This window comes from Stenotrophomonas sp. STEN018, from assembly GCF_056760235.1.
Genome location: NZ_JBRREK010000012.1, coordinates 1 through 20005 on the forward strand (window position 1 = coordinate 1; position 20005 = coordinate 20005).

Annotated in this window: 21 protein-coding genes and 1 pseudogene; 19 read left to right on the forward strand and 3 right to left on the reverse strand. The window is 62.9% G+C overall.

The window, feature by feature from the left end; genetic code table 11:
• Positions 1 to 315 precede the first annotated feature (315 nt).
• Positions 316 to 456, reverse strand: coding sequence for a hypothetical protein (locus ACVOMB_RS06595; protein ID WP_481530531.1), 141 nt, complete (start codon positions 454 to 456; stop codon positions 316 to 318).
• On the opposite strand from ACVOMB_RS06595, the pseudogene ACVOMB_RS06600 reads away from it, so the two are divergent.
• The 5 genes and pseudogenes from ACVOMB_RS06600 to ACVOMB_RS06620 all read left to right on the forward strand — a co-directional run bounded on the left by ACVOMB_RS06600 (position 391) and on the right by ACVOMB_RS06620 (position 4656).
• Positions 391 to 1346: pseudogene (locus ACVOMB_RS06600) on the forward strand (methionine ABC transporter ATP-binding protein). The gene ACVOMB_RS06595 and the pseudogene ACVOMB_RS06600 overlap by 66 nt on opposite strands.
• Positions 1343 to 2035 (forward strand): methionine ABC transporter permease, encoded by a 693-nt coding sequence (locus ACVOMB_RS06605; RefSeq protein ID WP_346500398.1) that lies wholly within the window; start codon positions 1343 to 1345, stop codon positions 2033 to 2035. Before ACVOMB_RS06600 ends, ACVOMB_RS06605 begins: the two are co-directional and overlap by 4 nt.
• Before the next feature lie 82 nt (positions 2036 to 2117).
• Positions 2118 to 2912 (forward strand): MetQ/NlpA family ABC transporter substrate-binding protein, encoded by a 795-nt coding sequence (locus tag ACVOMB_RS06610; protein WP_481530456.1) that lies wholly within the window; start codon positions 2118 to 2120, stop codon positions 2910 to 2912.
• Between the two features lie 351 nt (positions 2913 to 3263).
• Positions 3264 to 3827: a CcdC protein domain-containing protein gene (locus ACVOMB_RS06615; RefSeq protein ID WP_481530457.1), complete on the forward strand. Its 564-nt coding sequence runs from the start codon at positions 3264 to 3266 to the stop codon at positions 3825 to 3827.
• Between the two features lie 64 nt (positions 3828 to 3891).
• Positions 3892 to 4656 carry a YiiX/YebB-like N1pC/P60 family cysteine hydrolase gene (locus ACVOMB_RS06620; protein ID WP_481530458.1) on the forward strand — a complete coding sequence of 255 codons (765 nt, stop codon included), beginning with the start codon at positions 3892 to 3894 and terminating at the stop codon, positions 4654 to 4656.
• A gap of 161 nt (positions 4657 to 4817) precedes the next feature.
• On the opposite strand, the gene ACVOMB_RS06625 is transcribed toward ACVOMB_RS06620, so the two are convergent.
• On the reverse strand, positions 4818 to 5456 hold the full coding sequence (locus ACVOMB_RS06625) for an OmpW/AlkL family protein (protein WP_481530459.1): 639 nt from the start codon (positions 5454 to 5456) through the stop codon (positions 4818 to 4820).
• 215 nt (positions 5457 to 5671) lie between these two features.
• Here ACVOMB_RS06625 and ACVOMB_RS06630 point away from each other — a divergent pair, with 215 nt between their 5' ends.
• From ACVOMB_RS06630 to ACVOMB_RS06650, 5 genes are all read left to right on the forward strand, one after another.
• The gene (locus tag ACVOMB_RS06630; protein WP_481530460.1) at positions 5672 to 6235 is read left to right on the forward strand and encodes a DNA-deoxyinosine glycosylase; all 564 of its coding nucleotides are present in this window, start codon (positions 5672 to 5674) and stop codon (positions 6233 to 6235) included.
• A 180-nt stretch (positions 6236 to 6415) separates the two neighbouring features.
• Positions 6416 to 7792 carry a dihydrolipoyllysine-residue acetyltransferase gene (locus tag ACVOMB_RS06635; RefSeq protein WP_481530461.1) on the forward strand — a complete coding sequence of 459 codons (1377 nt, stop codon included), beginning with the start codon at positions 6416 to 6418 and terminating at the stop codon, positions 7790 to 7792.
• A gap of 5 nt (positions 7793 to 7797) precedes the next feature.
• A complete protein-coding gene (locus tag ACVOMB_RS06640) occupies positions 7798 to 8445 on the forward strand; it encodes a hypothetical protein (protein ID WP_481530462.1) in 648 nt (215 codons plus the stop codon).
• Between the two features lie 17 nt (positions 8446 to 8462).
• A complete protein-coding gene (gene lpdA / locus ACVOMB_RS06645) occupies positions 8463 to 10613 on the forward strand; it encodes a dihydrolipoyl dehydrogenase (RefSeq protein WP_481530463.1) in 2151 nt (716 codons plus the stop codon).
• Positions 10614 to 10672: 59 nt separating this feature from the next.
• Positions 10673 to 11386, forward strand: coding sequence for a DUF6624 domain-containing protein (locus ACVOMB_RS06650; RefSeq protein ID WP_481530464.1), 714 nt, complete (start codon positions 10673 to 10675; stop codon positions 11384 to 11386).
• A 101-nt stretch (positions 11387 to 11487) separates the two neighbouring features.
• Here ACVOMB_RS06650 and ACVOMB_RS06655 read toward each other — a convergent pair whose 3' ends face one another.
• The gene (locus ACVOMB_RS06655) at positions 11488 to 12312 is read right to left on the reverse strand and encodes a hypothetical protein (protein WP_481530465.1); all 825 of its coding nucleotides are present in this window, start codon (positions 12310 to 12312) and stop codon (positions 11488 to 11490) included.
• Between the two features lie 429 nt (positions 12313 to 12741).
• On the opposite strand from ACVOMB_RS06655, the gene ACVOMB_RS06660 reads away from it, so the two are divergent.
• From ACVOMB_RS06660 to ACVOMB_RS06700, 9 genes are all read left to right on the forward strand, one after another.
• Positions 12742 to 13107 carry a hypothetical protein gene (locus tag ACVOMB_RS06660; protein ID WP_481517430.1) on the forward strand — a complete coding sequence of 122 codons (366 nt, stop codon included), beginning with the start codon at positions 12742 to 12744 and terminating at the stop codon, positions 13105 to 13107.
• 24 nt (positions 13108 to 13131) lie between these two features.
• Entirely contained in the window at positions 13132 to 13932 is an 801-nt protein-coding gene (gene atpB, locus ACVOMB_RS06665; RefSeq protein ID WP_481530466.1) for a F0F1 ATP synthase subunit A, read from the forward strand.
• A 75-nt stretch (positions 13933 to 14007) separates the two neighbouring features.
• Entirely contained in the window at positions 14008 to 14310 is a 303-nt protein-coding gene (atpE, locus tag ACVOMB_RS06670) for a F0F1 ATP synthase subunit C (protein WP_054661978.1), read from the forward strand.
• 111 nt (positions 14311 to 14421) lie between these two features.
• Positions 14422 to 14892 carry a F0F1 ATP synthase subunit B gene (locus ACVOMB_RS06675; RefSeq protein ID WP_296251133.1) on the forward strand — a complete coding sequence of 157 codons (471 nt, stop codon included), beginning with the start codon at positions 14422 to 14424 and terminating at the stop codon, positions 14890 to 14892.
• Between the two features lie 3 nt (positions 14893 to 14895).
• Positions 14896 to 15423: a F0F1 ATP synthase subunit delta gene (locus tag ACVOMB_RS06680; protein ID WP_481530467.1), complete on the forward strand. Its 528-nt coding sequence runs from the start codon at positions 14896 to 14898 to the stop codon at positions 15421 to 15423.
• Positions 15424 to 15467: 44 nt separating this feature from the next.
• Positions 15468 to 17015 (forward strand): F0F1 ATP synthase subunit alpha, encoded by a 1548-nt coding sequence (gene atpA / locus ACVOMB_RS06685; protein ID WP_481530468.1) that lies wholly within the window; start codon positions 15468 to 15470, stop codon positions 17013 to 17015.
• Between the two features lie 107 nt (positions 17016 to 17122).
• Positions 17123 to 17986 (forward strand): F0F1 ATP synthase subunit gamma, encoded by an 864-nt coding sequence (atpG, locus tag ACVOMB_RS06690; protein ID WP_481530469.1) that lies wholly within the window; start codon positions 17123 to 17125, stop codon positions 17984 to 17986.
• A gap of 38 nt (positions 17987 to 18024) precedes the next feature.
• On the forward strand, positions 18025 to 19431 hold the full coding sequence (gene atpD / locus ACVOMB_RS06695; protein ID WP_481530470.1) for a F0F1 ATP synthase subunit beta: 1407 nt from the start codon (positions 18025 to 18027) through the stop codon (positions 19429 to 19431).
• An 83-nt stretch (positions 19432 to 19514) separates the two neighbouring features.
• Positions 19515 to 19937 (forward strand): F0F1 ATP synthase subunit epsilon, encoded by a 423-nt coding sequence (locus tag ACVOMB_RS06700; RefSeq protein ID WP_481508170.1) that lies wholly within the window; start codon positions 19515 to 19517, stop codon positions 19935 to 19937.
• The last annotated feature ends 68 nt before the right edge of the window (positions 19938 to 20005 follow it).

The window sequence follows — 20005 nt, forward strand, 5'->3', positions numbered from 1 at the left end:
CCCCCGCCCCCTGCGGCCGTACCCGGCCCCCCGGCGTCGCGGGCACGGGGCCGAGGGGGCGTTACAAAATCTATAACCCCTTACGGGCGGGGGGGCTGGGTGTTTGGGGGGCGCGGCGAACCCCCCGAAGCTGGTGATGCCAGATGAACAGGTGTTGGCGCGATCTGGTGGTCTATCTGTTTCGCGGCTTACGCCGCTCCCACAAACAGCACTGCTACAACCCCGACTGGTTTCACTTAGAACCAAAAGGAATAAGATTCCCGTTTGCGGCACGCGCGCCGGCGGCCCGGCGCTGCTAGGCTGCACGCCCCCTTCTTATGCCCTCCGGTTGCCCTGGCAGTGATCGAGTTCCAGAACCTGCAGAAAGCTTATGCCGTCGACGGCCGCGCGATCACCGCGCTGCATCCGCTCGACCTGAAGATCCAGGCCGGCGAAGTGTTCGGCATCATCGGCCACTCCGGTGCCGGCAAATCGACCCTGATCCGCCTGATCAACCGGCTGGAAGAGCCCAGTGGCGGCCGGGTGCTGATCGATGGCCAGGACGCCACCGCGCTGGACGCGGACGGCCTGCGCACGCTGCGCCGGCGCATCGGCATGATCTTCAGCACTTCAACCTGCTGTCGGCGCGCACCGTCGCCGACAACGTGGCATTCCCGCTGGAACTGGCGGGTACGCCCAAGGCCGAGATCGACGCGCGCGTGGCCGAGCTGCTGCGCATGGTCGGGCTGGAGGACCATGCGGCCAAATACCCCTCGCAGCTGTCCGGTGGGCAGAAGCAGCGTGTCGGCATTGCCCGCGCGCTGGCCACGCGCCCGCAGATACTGCTGTGCGACGAAGCCACCAGCGCGCTGGACCCGCAGACCACCGCTTCGGTGTTGGCGCTGCTGGGCAAGATCAACCGCGAGCTAGGCCTGACCATCGTGCTGATCACCCACGAGATGGACGTGATCCGCCGCGTCTGCGATCGCGTTGCGGTGCTCGATGCCGGCCACATGGTGGAAATGGGCCCGGTTACCGAGGTGTTCCTGCACTCGCGGCACCAGACCACCCGCCGTTTCGTCTCCGAGTCCGAGCACGTGGACGAAGGCGAGCAGCTGCGCGATTTCGCTGCCGTCGGTGGCCGCATCGTGCGCCTGACCTTCCTCGGCGAAGGCACTTATGACCCGTTGTTGGGGCGTATCGCCCGTGACACCGGGGTGGACTACAACATCCTTACCGGCCGCATCGACCGCATCAAGGACACGCCCTACGGCCAGCTGACCGTGGCCCTGGTAGGCGGCGACCAGAACGCCGCGCAGGCGGCCTTCGTCGCTGCCGGTGTGCACGTCGAGGAGCTGCGCCGATGATCATTGCAACTGCCGCCGAAGGCTTCTTCCGTCACCTGGATGCGGGCAAGTGGGCCGATATCGGCCAGGCCACCATCGATACCTTGCTGATGCTGGCCGGATCGCTGCCGCTGACGCTAGCCATTGGTTTGCCGCTGGGTGTGCTGCTGTTCCTGACCGGCTCGCCGCAGCTGCACCGCAAGCCGGTGGTTTACGGCATCACCGCCTTGCTGGTGAACCTGCTGCGCTCGGTGCCCTTCATCATTTTGATGATCGTGCTGATCCCGGTGACCTTGGGCTTGATGGGCACCTCGCTGGGCGTGCGTGGCGCGATCCTGCCGTTGGTGGTTGGCGCTGCGCCGTTCTACGCACGTCTTGTGGAAACCGCACTGCGTGAAGTCGACCGTGGCGTGATCGAAGCCAGCCAGGCAATGGGCGCGACCACCAAGCAGCTGGTTTTCAAGGTGCTGTTGCCGGAAGCGCGACCGGGCCTGATTGCCGGTGCCACCGTCACCACCATTGCCTTGATCGGCTTCACCGCGATGGGCGGTGCGATTGGTTCCGGCGGCCTCGGCGATCTGGCCTTCCGCGACGGCTACCAGCGCTCACACACCGATGTGGCTCTGGTCACCGTGGTATTGCTGCTGGTGCTGGTGCAGTTGCTGCAGATGCTCGGCGACCGCTTGGTAACGCATTACAGCCGCAAGTAATGGAATGACCGCAGGCCGGCACGTTGCGTGCCGGCCTGTTAGCGTATGTCCACACCATCCTTCCCCACGGGATCTGTTACCGATGAACAAGCTGCTCACCTTTCCCCTGATTGCTGCCGTGCTGGCCCTGTCGGCCTGCGGTAAGCCCGCCGCCGATGAGTCCAAGCTGGTGGTCGCCGCTACCGCCGTGCCGCACGCCGAGATCCTGGCAGTGGTCAAGCCGCTGCTGGAGAAGGAGGGCGTCAAGCTCGACGTGCGCGTGTTCAACGACTACGTGCAGCCCAACGACCAGCTGGTGCAGAAGCAGGTGGACGCCAATTATTTCCAGACCGAGCCCTACCTGAAGGCCTACAACCTGGACCGCAAGACCGATCTGGTCACCGTCATCGGCGTGCATATCGAGCCGTTCGGTGCTTACTCGCGTCGCTTCAAGTCGCTGGCCGAGCTGCCCAATGGCGCCGACGTGGTAATCCCGAACGACCCCAGCAACAACAGCCGCGCGCTGATCCTGCTGGACACAGCCGGCGTGATCAAGCTCAAGGACCCGAGCAACGCCTTGTCGACCCAGCGTGACATCACCGAGAACCCGAAGCAGCTCAAGTTCCGCGAGCTGGACTCGGCGATGCTGCCGCGCGTGCTGGACCAGGTCGACCTGGCCCTGATCAACACCAACTACGCGCTGGACGCCGGCCTGAATCCGACCAAGGACGCACTGGCGATTGAAAGCAGCGAGTCGCCGTACGTGAACTTCCTGGTCGCACGCCCGGACAACAAGGACGACGCCCGCGTACAGAAGCTGGCCAAGGCCCTGACCAGCCCGGAAGTGAAGGCTTTCATCGAGCAGAAGTACAAGGGCGCGGTACTGCCGGCGTTCTGAGCTTCAACGCTGGGCCGGGATCGCACTGTAGTGCCGAGCCATGCTCGGCAGGCAGACCCAATGTAGTGCCGAGCCATGCTCGGCAGGGGCTCTAGCGATAGCCTCTGTGGGAGCGGCGTAAGCCGCGAAGCAGATATCGCCACAGGCGCACGTGTTATTGCGATCCGAAGGTGCGCTTGCTTCGCGGCTTACGCCGCTCCTACCGGTTTGGTATCCCGGTAAGGCCTCTGCCGAGCATGGCTCGGCACTACAGGTTGGGAATGCTGGTAAGGCCTCTGCCGAGCATGGCTCGGCACTACAGTCATCAGGCATGGCGTAATCTTTGGGCCGTGTATCCACGGATCAGTTCCCATGCCTGTGCTTCTCGCTCTGCCGCTGGCAATACTGGTTTTCGTCGCGATACTGCTGCTGTTGATGCCGTTGTCGCTATGGCAGCGCGTACGCAGTGGTGGTGCGCGGCGGCAGGCGCGGCCTTGGCTGATCACCTTCAATTTCTGGGCGACGCTGGTGTCCACGGGTCTGTTCGCGGTGTTCGTCGGCGTCGCCGGCTTCTGGTGGCCGGGTGCTTGGACTTACGCGGCAGCGGGTTGGCTGGCGGGCCTGCTGGTCGGCGTACTCGGCCACTACCTGACCCGCTTCGAGCCCGGCCCGGAGGCACTGCATTACAAGCCCAATACCTGGCTGGTGCTGGCATTGACCGCGATGATCGTGGTGCGCGTGGTCGCCGGCATGGTGCAGGGCTGGCAGGCATCGGTGAACAGCGTGCCCTGGCCGGACTCGGGTTGGCTCAGCCACGCCGGCCTGCTGGCGATGGCGGCCTTGTTGCTCGGTTATGCAGGCATGTATGCCTGGCTGCTGCGCCGCCGGGTTCGCCACCACCAACGCTATCGGCAGTTTGATCGCAGTCCGCGCTGAGCCTGTATCCGATGGCAGGCGGATGCTGTCCCGGCTAGTCTGATGTATGCACTGACGGAGATCGTTGATGGGTGTGCTGCAGTTCTTCGGGCGCCGGCTGGCGCACTTTCTGGCGCAGCCGCGTCACAACCAGATGCGGCCCTCGACTAGCGATCCGGTCATGCTGCTGCGTACGTTGCGGCGTGGTGACGTGCTGCTGGTGGAGGGCAATAGCCGCTTCTCCACTGCCATCAAGTACCTCACCCAGTCCACCTGGTCGCATGCGGCGCTGTATATCGGGGAAGAGCCGCTGCTGGAAGGTGGCAAGCCTCAGCCGATGTTGATCGACGTGGATGTGGAGCAGGGTGTGCGTCGCATCCCGCTGACCGAGTTCGCCCATCAGCACACCCGCATCTGTCGCCCACAGGGTCTATCACCGGTAGTGGTGGATCAACTGGTTGGCTTCATGCGGGCGCGGCTGGGCTTCAGCTACGACTTGAAAAACGTGTTTGATCTGGCGCGCTACCTGATCCGGCAGCCGCCGGTGCCCGGGCATATGCGGCGCCGGCTGATCGCACTGGGCAGTGGTGAGCCAACCAAGGCGATCTGCTCAACCTTGCTGGCGCAGGCCTTCGAGTCGATCCGTTACCCGATCCTGCCGGAGATCGAGACCGTGCTGGCACACGTGGGTGGCGCCGGACAATCGCAGGAGATCCTGCACATCCGCAATTACAGCCTGTACACACCGCGTGATTTTGACGTATCGCCGTTCTTCGACGTGGTCAAGCCGCGTTTGCAGCAGCACTTCGATTATCTGGCGTTGCAGTGGAGTGATGACGGTAGCCCATGATTCCCTTCCTTGGCCCGCAGGGGCAGGGGAGGGGTAGCTCTTGCTTCTGCTTTGGCATTGATCAGCGAAGTTCCACAAAAAAACACGGGCCGCGAACGGCCCGTGTTTCATTTACTACCACTGCATTGAATCCACAACGGTGTTGCAAGGGGCAGCGGCGCTTAGAAGCGTGCACCCAGGCCGAAGCCAACGGTCCACGGATCCAGCTTCAGCTCGCCAGCATTCTGGCCGGCGATGCGAAGGTCAGGACGCGACTGCATGTAACGCGCGTCAGCGCGGGCAAACCAGGTGGAGTTGATGTTCATGTCAACGCCGACGGTGCCGATCGCGCCCTTGGCGGTATCCACACCAACGTGGTTGCCGGTGCTGCTCAGGCCATCGATCTTCTCGTTGCTGAAGTTCGACTCGTAGTAGCCCAGGCCGACGAACGGACGGAATACATTGTCCGCCTGGCCGAAGTGGTACTGCGCGCTCAGTGCAAGCGGCTGCTGCTCGACGCTGCCGACCTTGGCGCCACCATCGGTGCGCACGCGGTGATCGAACTTGTCGGCTGCGCCCCACAGCTCAACGGCGAAGTTGTCGTTGAAGTAGTAGCTGGCGCTGATCGTCGGTGCCGGGCCGCCATCGACCTTGCCAACGCCGCCGATCGGATCATTCTTCGGCTGCAGCACGCTGATGCCGCCAACCACGGCAAAATGCTTGCCTGATGCGGTATCGCCATTGCCATCCTGCGCAAAGGCAGTGGAAGACAGCGCCAGTGCGCCGAGGGTGGCAAGGCTGAGAATTTTGATGGTACGCATGACTAACTCCTCATGTTGCGAACAGAACTACTGCGATCGGGACTACGTTGTTATCAAGGCCCTCGTGATGAGGCGAGCTCACCCTAACGATGGCAAGATGAATCGCTGTAAACGCAGGGATTTTTCAGTGCCATTGCGTTCAGCGAAAAGCAGAGAGATCCCATGGACACGATGATTCGCAGAAAGATTCCGTTCACGATGTTGTGGAGCATGTGATGAGTGTTGATGTGTTGCACGGCTTGCCCGCGCAGGTAAGTGCATCGTGTCGTGTATTGGTATTGGGCTCGATGCCGGGCGCGATATCGCTGCATGAATCGCGCTACTACGCGCATCCACGCAATCGCTTCTGGCCGTTGCTGGCGGCGTTGTGCGGCTTCGATGCGCAACTGCCTTACCCGCAGCGCATGCAATGCCTGCAACAAGCAGGTGTCGGTTTGTGGGATGTGATCGGGCAGTGCCGACGTGCCGGCAGCCTCGATACAGCCATCGTGCGTGGTAGCGAAGTACCCAACCGCATTCCGGAGTTGTTGGCCGATCTGCCGCAGCTGCGTGCCATCGCCTGTAATGGCGCTGCAGCACACACTGCGTTCCAGCGATGGATTGCACCGGCTTTGCCGCCTTTGGCGGCTGCGCTGCCGGTAGTGGCCTTGCCCTCGACCAGTCCGGCCAATGCAGCCTGGTCGCTGCAGCGCCTGACTGGGCAGTGGCAAGCGCTGCAACCGTGGTTGAATGCGCCCAAAGTGGTGGTATCGCCTGCAACCAACGGCTTGACCGGTTAGGACAGGCAAGACAGCCAACACGTCACAAACCAAGGCACGGAGCCGAAATTCCGGCCGTCACGGCACGCGTGGCGTGCCCTTGTCCGGGGACATACGTAGGCGAATTCTGTTGTAGCGGTTGGCGCTGCGGCCCGCTAACGCCACAATAGGGGATTCCCTCATTTGTTGCTGGAGTAGTTCATGGCCGAAATCAAGGAAGCACTTGTCCCCGATATCGGTGACTACAGCGACATTCCGGTGATCGAAGTGCTGGTCGCGGTTGGCGATACGGTCAAGAAGGACCAGGGTCTGGTCACGCTGGAATCGGACAAGGCGACGATGGAAGTACCGTCGGCCTACGCCGGTGTGGTCAAGGAATTGAAGGTCAAGGTTGGCGACGGCCTGTCCGAGGGCAAGGTCGTGGCCCTGATCGAAGTCAGCGAAGAGGCCGCCAAACCCGCCGCCGCTGTCGCTCCGGCTGCTCCGGCCAAGGTCGAAGCCACCGCCGAGACCGGTGCCAAGGTCGAGCCGGTGGCGGTTGCCCCGGTCGCCGACAAGCTGACCCAGCGCGAAATCGCCCAGGAAGACTCGGTCACCACCAGCAAGCCGGCCACCCCGCCGGTGCAGTTCAACGCCGAAGGCGTGCTGCCGGCCAATGTGCCGTATGCCAGCCCGGCCGTGCGCGTGTTCGCCCGTGAACTGGGCGTGGACCTGCAGCAGGTCAAGGGCACCGAGAAGGGCGGCCGCATCACCAAGAGCGATGTGCAGAAGTTCGTCAAGGGCGCACTGTCCGGTGGCGTTGCTGCCAGCGCCGGTGCTCCGGCTGCTGCCGGCGGCGGCCTGAACCTGCTGCCGTGGCCGAAGGTCGACTTCAGCAAGTTCGGCGAGACCGAGGTGGTGCAGCTGTCGCGCATCAAGAAGATCTCCGGCGCCAACCTGGCCCGCAACTGGGCGATGATCCCGCACGTCACCCAGTTCGAGCAGGCTGATATCACTGACCTGGAAGGCCTGCGCGTGGCCCTGAACAAGGAAAACGAGAAGGCCGGCATCAAGCTGACCATGCTCGCCTTCCTGATCAAGGCCAGCGCCGCTGCACTGAAGCAGTTCCCCGAGTTCAACGCCTCGCTGGACGCCAGCGGCGAGAACCTGACCCTGAAGAAGTACTTCAACATCGGCTTTGCCGCCGATACGCCGAACGGCCTGGTCGTGCCGGTGATCCGTGACGTCGACAAGAAGGGCGTGGTGCAGATCGCCCAGGAAACCGGCGAACTGGCCAAGAAGGCGCGTGACGGCAAGCTCGGCCCGGCCGATATGAGCGGCGGCTGCTTCTCGATCAGCTCGCTGGGTGGCATTGGCGGCACCGCCTTCACCCCGATCGTGAATGCGCCGGAAGTGGCCATCCTGGGTGTCTCCAAGTCGTCCATCCAGCCGGTCTGGAATGGCAAGGAATTTGCTCCCAAGCTGATGCTGCCGCTGTCGCTGAGCTATGACCACCGCGTCATCGACGGTGCCCTGGCGGCCCGTTTCACCACCTACCTGTCGCAGGTGCTGGCTGATATGCGGCGCGTGCTGCTGTGATGCCAGTGCCGCCACGACGCGCGCTGTTGGCGCTGGTGCTGGCCGCGATGGCGGCTCCAGCACTGGCCGCCAGCCAGTGTCTGCCGGTGGTGGGTGAAGGTTGGCCGCCGGCGGTAGGCAACTACGGCCAGGCGGCGACCAGTCTGTTGGGTGGCCAGGCCGAAGATGGTCTGTCGCTGCTGGTGTTGCCGGCCCGTGGGGTGGAATCGCAGGTGCTGTTGCGCCGTGATGCCGCCAATGGGCAGTGGATGGTGCTGGCCGGCTTGGCCGACAAGCGCATCTACAACTGGAACACCACGGCCGGTCGCGGTGGCGTCAATCTGCAGCTGGACCAGCAGCCGGAGTTTGCCCAGGCGCCGTTGCCCGATGCACTGGCCAAGCGTTTGATTGAGGTCTGGGGCAAGGCTCTGGCTTCGCCCGAAGTGGCAGCGCGTGCGCCGGTCACCGATGGCGAGGTGCTGTCCTTCACCGTCAACGGTGAGCGTTACAGCGGTCAGCGGCCGGCCTGCGGCCAGCTTGAAGCGCTGCAGGAACAGGCGGCGCTGCTGACCGAGCTGGCCCATAGCAAAGACAAAAAATACGAGAAGCGCTACGCCAACATCGAACGCGCGCTCGACAAGATGCATGACCGGTTCGTCGGCGAAGCCGGCTGAGCCCACAGGAAAAAACAATGGCGACGATTGAAATCAAGGTTCCGGACATTGGCGACTACAACGACGTGCCGGTGATCGAGATTCTGGTGGCCGTGGGCGACACGGTGAAGAAGGACCAGGGTCTGGTCACGCTGGAGTCGGACAAGGCCACGCTGGAAGTGCCTTCCTCGGCCGCGGGTGTGGTCAAGGAAATCAAGGTCAAGCTCGACGACAAGCTGTCCGAGGGCGACGTGGTGGTGATCCTGGAGGCTGAAGGCGAGGGCGCTGCCCCGGCCGGGGCTCCGGCACCTGCCGCCGCACCTGCGCCTGCTGCACAGCCCGCCGCTGCACCGGCTCCGGCGGCAGTCAGCGCGCCGGTTGCCGCTGCTGCCCCGGCCGCAGCTGGCCCGATCGAGGTCAAGGTGCCGGACATCGGCGACTACCAGAACGTGCCGGTGATCGAGATCCTGGTCGCAGTGGGCGACACGGTGAAGAAGGACCAGGGCCTGGTCACGCTGGAATCGGACAAGGCCACGCTGGAAGTGCCGTCCTCGGCCGATGGTGTGGTCAAGGAAATCAAGGTCAAGCTCGACGACAAGCTGTCGGTCGGTGACGTGGTGGTGGTGCTGGAAGGCGCTGCCGGCGCCGCCCCGGCTGCCGCCAAGGCGGCGCCGGGCAGCAAGCCGCCGGTGACCCCGTCGCACCGCGCGCCGGACCCGGCCGTGGCCGCCAAGGCGTTGCCGTCCAGCGGCCGCACGGCCGACATCGAATGCCGGATCGTGGTGCTGGGCGCAGGTCCGGGCGGCTATACCGCTGCCTTCCGTGCTGCCGATCTGGGCATGGATACCGTGCTGATCGAACGTTATGCCAACCTCGGTGGCGTCTGCCTCAACGTCGGCTGCATTCCGTCCAAGGCGCTGCTGCACGCCGCTGAAATCATCGACCACGCCGCGCATGCCGACGAACTGGGCATCGAATACGGCGCGCCGAAGATCAGCTTGGACAAGCTGCGCAGCTACAAGGAAAAGGTTGTCGGTCAGCTGACCAAGGGCCTGGCCGGCATGGCCAAGCAGCGCAAGATCCGCACCGTGCACGGCCTTGCCAAGTTCGTCTCAGCCAATGAGCTGGAAATCGTCGGCGACGACGGCAAGACCCAGCTGCTGCGCTTCGAGCAGTGCATCATCGCTGCCGGTTCGCAGGCGGTGAAACTGCCGAACTTCCCGTGGGAAGACAAGCGCGTGATGGACTCCACCGACGCATTGGAACTGGCCGAAGTGCCGGGTTCGCTGCTGGTTGTTGGTGGCGGCATCATCGGCCTGGAAATGGCCACCGTGTACAGCGCCCTGGGTTCCAAGGTGACCGTGGTCGAGTTCATGGACCAGCTGATGCCGGGCGCCGACAAGGACCTGGTCAAGCCGCTGGCCGACCGCCTGAAGAAGCAAGGCATCGAAGTCCATCTGAAGACCAAGGCTTCGGGCGTCAGTGCCGATGCCAAGGGCATCACCGTAACCTTCGAAGCTGCCACCGAAGGCGAGAAGCCGGCGATGGAAAGCGGCACGTTTGATCGCGTGCTGGTTGCCGTCGGCCGTTCGGCCAATGGCAAGAAGATCGACGCCGACAAGGCCGGTGTCGAAGTCACCGATCGCGGCTTCATTCCGGTTGATCGGCAGATGCGCACCAACGTGCCGCATATCTTCGCCATCGGCGACATCGTCGGTAACCCGATGCTGGCGCACAAGGCCACGCACGAAGGCAAGCTGGCTGCAGAAGTGGCCTTCGGCGAGAAGAAGGAGTGGGTGGCGCGGGTGATTCCGTCGGTGGCTTACACCAATCCGGAAATCGCCTGGGTTGGCGTCACCGAGACCGAGGCCAAGGCCAAGGGTTTGAAGGTGGGCGTGGCCAAGTTCCCGTGGGCGGCCAGCGGTCGCGCGATTGGTATTGGCCGCACCGAAGGCTTCACCAAGCTGATCTTCGACGAAGAAACCCACCGCGTGATCGGTGGTGCCATCGTCGGCGTGCATGCCGGTGAATTGCTGGCCGAGATTGGCCTGGCCATCGAAATGGGTGCGGAGGCCGAAGACATCGGCCACACCATCCACGCCCATCCGACCCTGAGTGAGTCGGTGGCGATGGCCTCGGAGATCTACGACGGCACCATCACCGACTTGTATATCCCGAAGAAGAAGTAACCAACACGACGCCCCTTCAACGGGGCGTCGCTGTTTCCGACTGTCGAAGGAGCAAGGGAATGTTGCGGACTGGTGTGTTGCTTGGCGTACTGCTGCTCGCCGGCCCGGCATTTGCCGGGGAGGGGGATCCTGAGCTTGCCGCGGCCTTGCTGAAATGCCCGGGCGCAGCGCCCTTCGTCCAGGCAGATCGATTGCGCGTGGAAGAGCGGAAGAATGCGCAGACCGATGCGGCGCTTTCGGAGCCGGTACTCCGCCAGCAGTTGCTGGACATGGCGCGGGCTGATCAGGAAGCTCGCCAAGGTGAGTGGACAAGGCCGATGGTCGAGAAACTTCAGGCAGTGGATGCCGCCAATCTGCCGCGTATCAAGCAGATCGTGGCTGCGCGTGGTGGCTTGCCGAGTGCGGCGCAGGTGGGGGGCGATGGTGTTTCCGCAGCGTGGCTGCTGGTGCAGCATGCTGACAGTGATGTCGGATTTCAGCGGCAGGTATTGGGCAGCATCGAACCGATGGTGCAGCGTGGCGAAATATCGGCGCATGATTTCGCCTTGCTGACCGACCGCGTCCTCGTCAACAGCGACGAGCTGCAACGGTATGGCAGCCAGTTATTGGCGGTGGATGGTCGTTGGCAGGCAAAGCCGATGGAGGCGCCGGACCAGGTTGACCAGCGCCGCGCCAGCATCGGTCAGATGCCGTTGGCGGATTACATCTGTGTGGCGACGCAGATGTTCCCCACGCCGCCTGTGGCGGCGAAGGAAGGTCCGCGGCAGGACTGACTGGGCACGCGATCTGGGTTCACCGGGAAGGCCTCTGCCGAGCATGGCTCGGCACTACCGCCCCCCTCCCTGCGGGAGAGGGGTTGGGGTAAGGGTGCTTTTCAGAACGACAAACTCACGCCCGCAACCGGGCCCTTGAATTCCTGCTTCAGGCCGATCACGCCATCGCTGCCTTTCTGGTCCACGTCCAGCTTGAACCAGTCGTAGCCGGCGAAGATGCCGAAGTTCTTGTTGACGTTGTACTGCACGATCGCATTGGCGCGGCTGAGGTCGCCTTCGTAATCATCGAAGTTGCCCCAGCGCGTGTTGAGGTACTGGCCCTGCAGGTTGATCAGCCACTTCTCCGAAGGAGTGAAGGTCAGGCGCGCACCAACCACCGGCGCGATGCCATCGGCCTTCTCGTTGAGGAAGCGGCCTTGGTAGACATCGCCAACATCGGCGTAGGCGTCGGCGCTGATCTTGGCGTATTCGGCACCGAGCTGCAGGCCGAAATCAAAGCGCTCACCATCGATCACCGAATAGTCGTAGACCAGCGTTGCCACCTGGTATTTCAGCTCGCCCTTCACGAAGCTGCCTGCAGGCACTGTGCTGTCGCCCCAGCTGATGCCTTCGTCCAGCGTCTCGCGGCGGTTCTTGTCATATTTGAAGTAGTCGAAGATCAAGCGCTGGCGGTCGCTGATGCGGAACAGGCCGTCGATACGCGGCTCCCATTCCTTGCCGCCGAGGCTGAAGTCCTCCGACAGATCCACGTCCTGGCCGGCGACCGTGGTGCTGCCACGGATGGTGTTGTCGGTGTCGATGTTCATCGCGCCAAGCCGCAGGGTGAAGCGCGGATCGCCTTCAGCGGCCTGCGCGGGTTGCGGGTGGATCAGAACGAGTGTGAGTGCGCACGGAGCAAGTGCGAGAATGAAGCGGGAATTGCGCATGCCATTGCCTAGCTGTTGCGGTAGGACAATTGACCATCGCCGATCCGATGTAGAGAACAGTAAGCGCAGCGTGCAGGCGATGTGTACGCCAGGATCAATTGCGGTGAGGTGGTGCCGCCGAGGGCGTGCGGCACCGCCTCACCCGAGCCTGCGCACGCGCCCGACGAGGTAGCGGGTGGCGGACTACGAAGGTCTGACCGGGGGAGTTGGGGGAAGTTCCCATGTTGCGACGCAATATTTATTGTCCCGCACGGCAGCCCGGCGGCCGCGCATTCGGGGAAAAAACGTGATATTGCGGCCACTTGCATAGTCAAATGGGGACAAATGCCGGTTGTCTCGCAAATTGTCCCGCTGTTATACTTTCGCGGCTCGACGAGACGCCTTTGCGCGGTTCGGCTCTTTCCTTTACCTGATGCAGGACACTTTGACGTGCTGAACTCCGTTGATGCGGGTCGGCGACTGATGTTGCGCGCCGCGGTCTACCCGCTGGTCGCAGTGGTGGTCCTGGCTCTGGCCTTCCTCTTCGTGGGGCCAAAGCATGCGCTGGGCGCCCTTGTATCGGGCCTGGCGGTGGTAGCAGGGACGGCGCTGGCCGCGTGGATAGGGCTCGGTGGCGGCATTCAGGCCGCTGGTTCAGCAATGATCCGCCTGTTCCTGGGGTTCGTGCTGAAGATTGTGCTTATTGTTGCCGTGCTGGGAATGGCTTTTTTCTGGTGGCAACTCCCTCCTTTGGCTCTGCTGGCGGCAATTCCAGTGGCGCTGATGTTCCAGGTTCTGGCGCTGGCCAGACGTTGATTCACTCATAAAGGTTCCGGACACATGGCGGGCGAGGCTCTAACTCCTACCACGTACATCCAGCATCACCTGCAGAATCTGACCATGCCGGTCGGTGACAGCGGTGGCAGCTTCTGGATGATCCACGTCGATACCATCGTCACCTCGGTCCTGATGGGCCTGCTGATGGTGTTCGCCTTCTGGATGGCAACCCGCAAGGCCACCGCCGGTGTGCCGGGCAAGTGGCAGGCGTTCGTCGAGATCTGCCTGGAGTTCGTTGACCGCCAGGCCAAGGATACCTACCACGGCAAGAGCAAGCTGATCACGCCCATCGCGATCACCATCTTCTTCTGGATCCTGTTGATGAACCTCATCAAGATGATCCCGGCCGATTTCATCGCCAAGCCGCTTGAGCTGGCAGGCATCCATTACTGGAAGCCGGTACCGACCGCCGACGTCAATGCCACCCTGGGCATGTCGATCAGCGTGTTCATCCTGATGATCTTCTTCGCGCTGAAGTCCAAGGGCATCGGCGGCTTCATCAAGGAATTCCTGACGGCCCCGTTCGGCAAGTGGATGATGCCGTTCAACCTGATCCTCAACATCGTCGAGTGGCTGAGCAAGCCGATCTCTCTGGCGATGCGACTGTTCGGCAACATGTTCGGCGGCGAAATCGTTTTCCTGCTGATCTGGGTGCTGGGCGGTGCCGGCGTGTTCGGTGCCGTTGCCGGTGGCGTATTCGGCTTTGGCTGGATGCTGTTCCACCTGCTGGTGATCCCGCTGCAGGCCTTCATCTTCATGATGTTGACCATCGTGTACTTGAGCCTGTCGGAAGACAGTCACTAAAGTTACAAGCTTCACCCAGTTTCAACCTTCATCCGTTTCATCACCCTTAGCTACTTAAAGTTCCTGGAGATAACCATGTACTTCGCCGTCCTGACCAACCTCGCCCAAGTTCAGAGCTCCACCGCCCTTGCCGTCGGCATCATGATCGGCCTGGCCGCACTTGGCGCTGGCCTCGGTCTGGCCATCATGGCTGGTAAGTTCCTGGAATCGGCCGCTCGCCAGCCGGAACTGATCCCGGTCCTGCAGGTGCGCATGTTCATCACCGCTGGCCTGATCGACGCTGCATTCATCATCTCGGTCGCCGTTGGCCTGCTGCTGGCCTTCGCAAACCCGCTGGCTGCTGCCCTGCTGGCCGAAGCCGCCAAGCTGGCAGGCTGATCCAGCTGCAGTGAGACGGTCGGGTGCCTGTTGGCGCCCGACTTCGGATGAAGGTTCGGTTGCGCCGCCATGGCGGCGTAACCACCCCCGACACCAGCGATCGAGCTAATCATGAATATCAATCTCACCCTCTTTGCACAGGCCCTGGCCTTTGCTTTGCTGATCTGGATCATCGCGACCAAGATCTGGCCGCCGTTGTTGAAGGCCATTGAAGAGCGCCAGCAGAAGATCGCTGAGGGCTTGGCCGCTGCCGACCGCAGCCAGAAAGATCTGGCGCAGGCGGAAGTCAAGGTCAACGAGGCACTGAAAGAAGCCCGTGGCAAGGCCAACGAGATCATCGACCAGGCGCACGCCCGTGCGAACCAGATCGTTGAAGCCGCCAAGAACGAAGCCATCGCCGAAGCCACCCGCCAGAAAGACCTGGCCCAGGCTGAAATCGACGCTGCCGCCAACCGTGCCCGTGAAGATCTGCGCAAGCAGGTGTCCGCTCTGGCCGTGACCGGCGCCGAAAAGCTGCTCAAGCGCGAAATCGATGCCAACGCCCACAAGGCGCTGCTCGACGAGCTGGCTGCGGAGATCTGATCGATGAGCCAGGCCCTCACGCTTGCCCGCCCGTACGCCCGCGCCGCGTTTGCGATTGCGCGTGACGAAGGCAAGTTCGCGCCGTGGTCGGACGCGCTTGCGTTCTCCGCCCGCGTTGCTGCCGATCCGCGCGTGTCGGCCTTGCTGTCGAATCCGCAGCTGAGCCGCGGCGATGCCGTTGCCCTGCTGACCCCGGACGCGACCAGCGAGACCTACGGTCGCTTCCTGACCCTGCTGGCCGAAGGCCGCCGCCTGCAACAGCTGCCGGAAATCTCCGGTCTGTTCGAGCAGCTGCGCGCCGAAGCCGAGCACGTGGTCAAGGCTACCGTGACCTCGGCAGCCGCGCTGTCGGGCGACGAGCTGGAAAAGATCAAGGCTGCGCTGCGCAAGCGCTTCAGCTGCGAAGTCGACGTGTCGACCGCAGTGGACGCTTCGCTGATCGGCGGCGCCGTGATCGATGCCGGCGACGTGGTTATCGATGGCTCGCTCAAGGGCAAGCTGTCGCGCCTGCAGACCGCGCTCGCACACTGAATTCACATTACCGTCCGGCCACAAGCCGGCACTAGGACTTGACGATGGCTACCACGCTCAACCCCTCTGAAATCAGCGAACTGATCAAGACCCGCATCGAGAAGGTCGCCCTGTCCGCAGAGTCGCGCAACGAAGGCACCGTCACTGGCGTGTCCGACGGTATCGTGCGCATCTTCGGTCTGGCCGACGTGATGCAGGGCGAAATGATCGAACTGCCGAACAACACCTTTGCCCTGGCACTGAACCTGGAGCGCGACTCGGTCGGCGCCGTGGTCCTGGGCGATTACCAGCACCTGCGCGAAGGCGACGTGGCCAAGACCACCGGCCGCATCCTGGAAGTGCCGGTGGGTCCGGAAATGCTCGGCCGCGTTGTCAACGCGCTGGGTGAGCCGATTGACGGCAAGGGCCCGCTGGGCACCTCGCTGACCGCCCCGGTGGAGCGCGTTGCTCCGGGCGTGATCTGGCGCAAGTCGGTCGACCAGCCGGTGCAGACCGGTTACAAGTCGGTCGACTCGATGATTCCGATCGGCCGTGGCCAGCGCGAGCTGATCATCGGTGACCGTCAGACCGGCAAGACCGCGATGGCGATCGATGCCGTGATCAACCAGAAGGGCACCGGCATCAAGTGCGTGTACGTAGCGATCGGCCAGAAGGCCTCGACCGTTGCCAACATCGTGCGCAAGCTGGAAGAGAACGGCGCCCTGGCCCACACCGTGGTCGTGGCTGCTACCGCTTCCGAATCGGCTGCGATGCAGTACATCAGCGCCTATGCTGGCTGCACCATGGGTGAGTACTTCATGGACCGCGGTCAGGACGCCCTGATCGTGTACGACGATCTGTCCAAGCAGGCTGTTGCCTACCGCCAGATCTCGCTGCTGCTGAAGCGCCCGCCGGGCCGTGAAGCCTACCCGGGTGACGTGTTCTATCTCCACTCCCGCCTGCTCGAGCGTGCAGCTCGCGTGTCGGAAGAGTATGTCGAGAAGTTCACCAACGGCGCCGTCACCGGCAAGACCGGTTCGCTGACCGCACTGCCGATCATCGAAACCCAGGCTGGCGACGTTTCCGCGTTCGTTCCGACCAACGTGATCTCGATCACCGACGGCCAGATCTTCCTGGAAACCGACCTGTTCAACGCCGGTATCCGTCCGGCCGTCAACGCCGGTATCTCGGTGTCGCGCGTCGGTGGTTCGGCCCAGACCAAGATCATCAAGAAGCTGTCCGGCGGTATTCGTATCTCGCTGGCCCAGTACCGTGAGCTGGCTGCGTTCGCGCAGTTCGCCTCCGACCTTGACGAAGCCACCCGCAAGCAGCTGGAGCGCGGTCAGCGCGTCACCGAGCTGATGAAGCAGAAGCAGTACCTGCCGATGTCGATCGCCGACCAGGCGCTGTCGATCTACGCCGTCAACGAGGGCTTCCTCGACGACGTGCCGGTCAACAAGCTGCTCTCGTTCGAAGCTGGCCTGCACGCGCACTTCGCCAACACCGCAGGTGAGTTTACCTCCAAGATCAACAGCACCGGCGCGTGGAACGACGATATCGAAGCTGCCTTCAAGAAGGGCATCGCCGATTTCAAGAGCACCGGCACCTGGTAATACCAGTCCAGTAGTGCGGGGCTTGGCTCCGCACGACTGAAAGCAGCGGAGCCTGGCTCCGCTGTATGGCAAACGCGGGGTTCGACCTCGCGCCACGGGAATAAGAGATGGCAAGCGGACGCGAAATCAAAACCAAGATCAAGAGCGTGCAGAACACCCGCAAGGTGACGCGCGCGCTCGAAATGGTCTCGGCCTCCAAGATCCGCAAAGCGCAGGATCGGATGAAGACCTCGCGTCCGTACGCGCAGGCGATGAAGCAGGTGATCGGTCACCTGGCCCAGGCCAGCACCGACTACCAGCATCCGTTCCTGGTTGAGCGCGATCAGGTCAAGCGCGTGGGTTACATCGTGATCTCGTCTGATCGCGGTCTGGCCGGCGGCTTGAACAACAACCTGTTCCGCAAGACCGTCGCAGAAATGCGCGGCTGGCAGGAAAAGGGCGCCGAGATCGACGTGGTGACCGTTGGCCAGAAGGCCGGCGCGTTCTTCCGTCGCGTCAACGTCAACATGGCTGCTTCGGTTGCCAACATCGGCGACCAGCCCAAGCTGGAAACGCTGATCGGCGTGATCAAGGTCATGCTCGACGCCTACACCGAAGGCAAGGTTGATCGCGTGTACCTGGTCTACAACCGCTTCATCAACACGATGACGCAGAAGGCCAGCTTCGATCAGCTGCTGCCGTTGCCGGCTGCTGAAAAGCAGGTGGCCTCGCACGACTGGGATTACCTGTACGAGCCCGACGCAGCAACCGTGCTTGAGCACGTGATCACCCGCTACATCGAATCGTTGGTGTATCAGGCAGTGCTGGAGAATGTTGCCTCCGAGCACGCAGCTCGCATGGTGGCGATGAAGGCGGCAAGCGACAACGCGAACAAGATGATCGGAACCCTGCAGCTGGTCTACAACAAGGCCCGCCAGGCAGCGATCACCCAGGAAATCTCCGAAATCGTCAGCGGCGCGGCAGCGGTTTAACGCGCGCAGTCAACAGCACACATTTAGAGGATGCAGCAATGAGTCAGGGCAAGATCGTTCAGATCATCGGCGCCGTCGTCGACGTCGAATTCCCGCGCAGCGATGTGCCGAAGGTGTACGACGCGCTGAAGGTCGACAACACCGAAATCACGCTGGAAGTCCAGCAGCAGCTGGGTGACGGTATCGTCCGCGCAATTGCGCTGGGCTCCACCGACGGCCTGAAGCGTGGCCTGGTCGCCACCAACACCAACCGCGCCATCTCGGTGCCGGTCGGCGCTGGCACCCTGGGCCGCATCATGGACGTGCTCGGTCGCCCGATCGACGAAGCCGGCCCGGTGCAGGCTTCGGCCAGCTGGGAAATCCACCGCGCTGCACCGTCGTACGAAGACCAGTCTTCCTCGACCGAGCTGCTGGAAACCGGCATCAAGGTCATCGACCTGATGTGCCCGTTCGCCAAGGGCGGCAAGGTCGGCCTGTTCGGCGGCGCCGGCGTCGGCAAGACCGTCAACATGATGGAACTGATCAACAACATCGCCAAGGCGCACAGCGGCCTGTCCGTGTTCGCCGGCGTGGGTGAGCGTACCCGTGAGGGCAACGACTTCTACCACGAGATGAAGGACTCCAACGTCCTTGACAAGGTGGCGATGGTGTACGGCCAGATGAACGAGCCGCCGGGCAACCGTCTGCGCGTTGCCTTGACCGGCCTGACCATGGCGGAGTACTTCCGTGATGAGAAGGACGAGAACGGCAAGGGCAAGGACGTGCTGCTGTTCGTCGACAACATCTACCGCTACACCCTGGCCGGTACCGAAGTGTCGGCACTGCTGGGCCGTATGCCGTCGGCCGTGGGTTACCAGCCGACCCTGGCTGAGGAAATGGGCGTCCTGCAGGAGCGCATCACCTCGACCAAGTCCGGCTCGATCACCTCGATCCAGGCCGTCTACGTGCCCGCCGATGACTTGACCGATCCGTCGCCGGCGACCACGTTCGCCCACTTGGATTCGACCGTGACCCTGTCGCGTTCGATCGCCTCGCTGGGTATCTACCCGGCCGTGGATCCGCTGGATTCGACCTCGCGCCAGATGGACCCGCAGGTCATCGGTACCGAGCATTACGAAACCGCCCAGCGCGTCCAGCAGACCTTGCAGAAGTACAAGGAACTGAAGGACATCATCGCCATCCTGGGCATGGACGAACTGTCCGAAGAAGACAAGCAGGCCGTGACCCGCGCCCGCAAGATCGAGCGCTTCTTCAGCCAGCCGTTCCACGTGGCCGAAGTGTTCACCGGCTCGCCGGGCAAGTACGTGCCGCTGAAGGACACCATCCGTGGCTTCAAGGCCATTGTCGATGGTGAGTACGATCACCTGCCGGAGCAGGCGTTCTACATGGTCGGCAGCATCGACGAAGCCGTCGAGAAAGCCAAGAAGATGGCTGAGAAGGCCTAATAACCACGTAGGGCGGAGCTTGCTCCGCCCACGCGGCAACCTGCGGTGGGCGCAGGCCCACCCAACCAGGCGAAGAGAGATCCATGAGCACCATCCGTTGCGACATTGTCAGTGCCGAGCAGCAGATCTTCAGCGGCGAAGCTACCTTGGTCGTGGCCACCGGTGAGCTGGGCGAGCTGGGCATCGCGCCCAAGCACGCACCGCTGATCACCCGTCTGAAGCCGGGTAAGGTCGTGGTCACCACCGCTGCAGGCGAGCACCTGGATTTCGCCATTTCCGGCGGCATCCTGGAAGTACAGCCGCAGGTCGTGACCGTGCTGGCCGACACCGCCATCCGCGCTACCGATATTGATGAAGCATCGGTGCGCAAGGCCAAGGAAGAAGCAGAGCGCGTACTGGCGCACCGTGGCGAAGCCATGGAACTGGCCGAGGCACAGCAGAAGCTGGCCGAAGTCACCGCCCAGCTGCAGGCACTGGAGCGTCTGCGCCGCAACCTCAAGCACTGAGGCGTCGCGTAGCGTCACCATACAAGAGGCACCGATCCTGCATCGGTGCCTTTTTTTTACATGGAAGT